The organism is Pseudomonas sp. P5_A2_2 (genome assembly GCF_054177685.1).
Window position 1 is genome coordinate 1 of the sequence record NZ_JBGCUL010000369.1, and the last position, 4,328, is coordinate 4,328.

Consider the following 4,328-nt stretch of genomic DNA (forward strand, 5'->3'; position numbering starts at 1 on the left):
CCGAGCCCGGCCCGCCCCGAGCACGCTGCCGTCACCACCGACCACGATGACCAAGTCGCAGACTGCGCCGAGCATCGTGCGCGACGAGGTTTGCAAGCCATGCCCTGGCAGCACTTCGGCGATGGTGTCTTCGACGATCACGTGCAGGTGACGATCGAGCAGAAACCGTTTCAGTCGGCGGACGGTATCCAGCACCTGGGAACTGCCCAGGCGACCGATGATGCCGATATTGCGAAATTGCTCCATGGGGCTCCTGCGGGGATCTGTGTGGCGGCGAAAACCACGATTATGGGCGAAAGCCGCCCGTAGACAAAATCCTTTCAGCTTCAAGGTTGTGCCCGGGTTTCGGGCTATGCTCGCAAGATGATGCTATTTCCCGATTTGCTCCACCTGCCCCATCAATTACGCCATCCCGAAGTGCGTGACCTGGCGTGGGTCATCCTCGCGCCGCCTATGCTGGACGGCACCCTGTGGCCACAGCGTCACCCGCTGGCCGGTAGCGACTGGGTGCAGACACCGGAGCGCCTGGAGCATTGGCTGCGGCAACTGGACCGGGACAGTTATGGCTTGCTGCACTGGCTGGCCCAGGCCCGGACCCAGCGTCTGGGCCTGTATTACGAACGCCTCTGGCAATTCGCCGTACAGCATGCGCCCGGCATAGAACTGATTGCCGCCAACATGCCGATTCGCCGCGAGGGGCACACCCTGGGTGAACTGGACATGCTGCTGCGCGACCGCGACGGCGTGCATCACCTGGAACTGGCGATCAAGCTCTACCTCGGCCCGCAATCCGGCGACGGACATGACACCGCCCARTGGCTGGGCCCSGGCTGCCACGACCGGCTCGACCGCAAACTGGCGCACCTGAGCCAGCATCAATTGCCGATTTCCGCGCGCCCCGAGAGCCGTGAAGTGCTGGCGGCGCTGGATATCCAGGCGTTCAGCGCCCATTTGTGGCTGGGCGGGTACTTGCTGTACCCATGGCCCGGACAGGCGGCCTCACCGGCGGGCGCACATCCGCAGCATTTGCGCGGTCGTTGGTTGCATCAAAAGGATTGGCCGGCATTGTTGGCCCAGAGCCCGCCCGGTCGCTGGCAACCCCTGCCTCGCCACGCCTGGCTGGCGCCGGCGCATTACTCGGCGGAGCACACCTGGAACCCTGAACAGATGCAGGCGTGGCTCAATGACCTGGACCCGCTGGCGCCGGCACAATTGCTGGTGCGCCTGACGGAAAATGCCAGCGGCGACTGGGAAGAAGCCGAGCGATTGTTTCTGGTGGCGGATCTTTGGCCGAATGTGCCGGGCAATACCTGAATTTTGCTGTGTCTGAGCCGTCCCCATCGCGAGCAGGCTCGCTCCCACATTGGATCTCAGTCATTCGCAAGTTTTGTATCCACTGAGGATCCCTGTGGGAGCGAACCTGCTCGCGAAGGGGTCAACCCGGTCCAAAGAGACAACCGCATTGCCGGTTATCCAGCGCTTCGCAGGACAAAGCGCTGACCAATGAACATCAAACTTTCTTGTGCTGCTCGACCCATTGCCCATAGGCATTGATGAAATTTTGCAGGAACGGCTTGACCGACTCGGACAACTTGCCCGCCTCGTCGAACGCCGAACCGGCGTTCCCCAGATAGGCCTCCGGCTGCTGCATCATCGGCACATTCAGAAACACCATGGACTGACGCAGGTTGTGATTGGCACCRAACCCGCCGACGGCCCCCGGAGAAGCACTGATAACGGCGCCGGGCTTGCCACTCCACGAACTCTTGCCATAAGGGCGAGAACCGACGTCAATCGCGTTTTTCAGCGGCGCCGGCACCGAACGGTTGTATTCCGGGGTCACGAACAACACCGCGTCGGATGAGCTCACCTGTTGTCGGAAAGTGCTGTAGGCTGCCGGCGGTGAAGCGCCATCGATGTCTTCGTTATAGAGCGGCAAATCGCCAATTTCGACGATGTTGAGCTTGAGATTGGCCGGCGCCAGCTCTATCAGGGCCCGTGCGACCTTGCGGTTGATCGATTCCTTTCTCAAGCTGCCGACCACGACGGCGATCGTATAGACGTTGCTCATAAGAGTTTCTCGACTGTCCGATAGGAAGAGCTTGTAGTTATAGATGACGATTCAAGCAGCGGGCGACCGAAAACACCGTCCCTGACTATTTTTTTCCCGTAGGAAAACTTACCTCGCCCAAGCACGGTCTACAGTGCCGCAAATTGAGTGATTTATCTCCAGAGGTTCTAAACAGATGGCAGCAGTACTCGTCGGTCAGTTCCATGCAAGAGATGCGGAAGGCCGTATTTATTCGGTGCACGAGTTCCAGGACTCCACCCCGGCGGTAGACGGTTCAGGGCCTGTCACCACCTACAAGCTGGCCATTGGCGACCGTGTCAACAAGGTCGACGACAATGAATTCATGCTGKTGCAAACCGGCGTGACCATTACCCGCGAACCGCAAACCGCCAGCGMTTCATAACCCGTCGTTATGAGCAGAAGTCATATGCGCGGACTTGGGGTAGGATTCAGCCACTGACTCCTCCACCTGCTGAACATGGACTTCACGCATGCGCTTACGCCATATCGAAGTGATCCAGGCGCTCTTGCAGACCGGTCACCTGGGCACCGCCGCCGAATGGCTGCAGATGCCGGTGACCGAAGTCGAGCGCTTGCTGCGCGACGCCGAGGATCAGTTGGGTTTCATGCTGTTCGCCAGCGTTCGCGGGCGTTTGCAGGCCACCCGCGAAGCGCGGGAATTGCAGGTGGAAATTGTCCGGGTCTACGATGCACTCGAACCCGTACAGCGCCTGGCCAACAGCCTCAGGCAATACCTGGCGCCGCCATTGCGCATCATCTGTACCCCGCCTCTGGCTAACCAACTGTTGCCACACAGCATCGCGGCACTGCGCCGACGACTGCCCGACGCGCCTTGCACACTCCTTTGCCAGCCCACCCGCGACATCGTCAGAAGCCTGCTGCTACGTGAAAGCGATCTGGGGCTGAGCCTGCATGACCCTGATCACGCCGACCTCGATTGCCAGGCGATTGCCCAGGGCAAACTTCAATTGCTCGCACCCCATGGCTGGCTGCAACCGAAACAGAAATACATTTCACTGCAGGATCTGGCCGGTCAATCGATGATCGGCCTTGAGGGGCAAGACCCGCTGAGCCCGGCACTGGAAAACAAACTGCACGGCTTGCGCCCTGCTCCGGTGATTCAAACCCGGGTCCAGACGCATCAGATGATGCGCAGCATGGTCGAGGCCGGCGAAGGTCTGGCCATCGTCGACCCCTTCACCGCCCTTGGTGCCAAAGCCTCGGGACTGGACACCTGCCCGTTGGCGCCAGCCGTGCCGATCATTCTCTACGCCTTGTCGCTGAAAAACGTCGAGCCGTCTCCGGCGGTTCAGGCACTGTTGGCCATCGTCACGGAACAAGCCGCGGCGATGCTGACGAACTGAGCATATTTTCCAGCGGATTTTCGAACATTCGATACCAGAACAGCGCCACTTCGGCGGTGTTCGGATCGATGCCGCGATAGCGCAGCTGGTCGAGCCCGCCAATCACATAACCGCAGCGCTCATAGAGCCGGCAGGCCCCGAGGTTGTTGTTCTGGGTTTCGAGCATGATGCCCGGGAGTTTTTTCTTGCGGCTCCAGAATTGCGCCACATCCAGCAGGGCCTTGGCCACTCCATGCCGTCGGGCCGGTGCATGCACCGCCAGTTCGTCGATATGGGCAAAGCCGTTCCAGTTGGTACTGACCACCAGATGCCCCACGGGCTGGTCATCCAGATAGGCCATGAAAATCGCGCTGTCGGCGCCATCGCGAAAGCTGCTGAATTCCTCGGGGTCGATGCCGTAGCACTTGCGATAAGGCGTGATCGGGGTGACCGGCCACTGTGCCACCGGCTTGCCTATTTCGGCCGCACCGTAGGCCGCGACTTCAAAACTGAAATCACTGCCCCAGATATAGGCGGCAAAACCCTCGTCGGCAACCCGTACCGACAACCCTGGGAAATTCGGATTTATAACCGGCTGCATACTGGGAAAGGTCCTCATTCCTTGATGCAATCGACGGTGTAGCACCGTCCACTGCCCTGATCTTCATGTTGCAATCCGTGCACATCAGCAACGAACCCCGGGAAACTGCTATCGAACGTGCGGGCAAACGCCAGGTAATCGATGATCGAGCGGGTCGACTCGGTAAAGCGCTCGCCCGGCATGATCAGCGGAATGCCAGGTGGATACGGCACCAGCATCACCGCCGCGATCCGCCCGGCGACCGCATCGATCGACACGGCTTCGACTTCACCCCGCACCAATTGATCATAGG

General features: G+C 60.2%; 7 protein-coding genes. 3 read left to right on the plus strand and 4 right to left on the minus strand.

Annotated features, from left to right (window positions below):
- Nucleotides 1-246 (minus strand): NAD(+)/NADH kinase (locus ACXRVY_RS18540; protein WP_458237939.1); only part of this gene is annotated, 246 nt, incomplete at its 3' end.
- A gap of 117 nt (nt 247-363) precedes the next feature.
- Between ACXRVY_RS18540 and ACXRVY_RS18545 the strand changes: the two genes are divergently transcribed.
- Nucleotides 364-1,314, plus strand: a complete 951-nt coding sequence (locus ACXRVY_RS18545) for a DUF1853 family protein (RefSeq protein ID WP_223461795.1) — start codon at nt 364-366, stop codon at nt 1,312-1,314.
- 196 nt (nt 1,315-1,510) lie between these two features.
- On the opposite strand, the gene ACXRVY_RS18550 is transcribed toward ACXRVY_RS18545, so the two are convergent.
- Nucleotides 1,511-2,071 (minus strand): NADPH-dependent FMN reductase, encoded by a 561-nt coding sequence (locus ACXRVY_RS18550; RefSeq protein WP_223461797.1) that lies wholly within the window; start codon nt 2,069-2,071, stop codon nt 1,511-1,513.
- A gap of 175 nt (nt 2,072-2,246) precedes the next feature.
- Between ACXRVY_RS18550 and ACXRVY_RS18555 the strand changes: the two genes are divergently transcribed.
- Nucleotides 2,247-2,474 carry a hypothetical protein gene (locus ACXRVY_RS18555; protein WP_458237940.1) on the plus strand — a complete coding sequence of 76 codons (228 nt, stop codon included), beginning with the start codon at nt 2,247-2,249 and terminating at the stop codon, nt 2,472-2,474.
- 88 nt (nt 2,475-2,562) lie between these two features.
- Nucleotides 2,563-3,456, plus strand: a complete 894-nt coding sequence (locus ACXRVY_RS18560; RefSeq protein WP_223461802.1) for a LysR substrate-binding domain-containing protein — start codon at nt 2,563-2,565, stop codon at nt 3,454-3,456.
- Here ACXRVY_RS18560 and ACXRVY_RS18565 read toward each other — a convergent pair.
- Together ACXRVY_RS18565 and ACXRVY_RS18570 are read right to left on the minus strand one after the other, a co-directional pair.
- Entirely contained in the window at nt 3,422-4,036 is a 615-nt protein-coding gene (locus ACXRVY_RS18565) for a GNAT family N-acetyltransferase (protein ID WP_223461804.1), read from the minus strand. The two genes, ACXRVY_RS18560 and ACXRVY_RS18565, sit on opposite strands and share 35 nt — an antisense overlap.
- 14 nt (nt 4,037-4,050) lie before the next feature.
- The coding region (locus ACXRVY_RS18570) for an Orn/Lys/Arg family decarboxylase (RefSeq protein WP_458237941.1) at nt 4,051-4,328 on the minus strand (278 nt) is incomplete at its 5' end.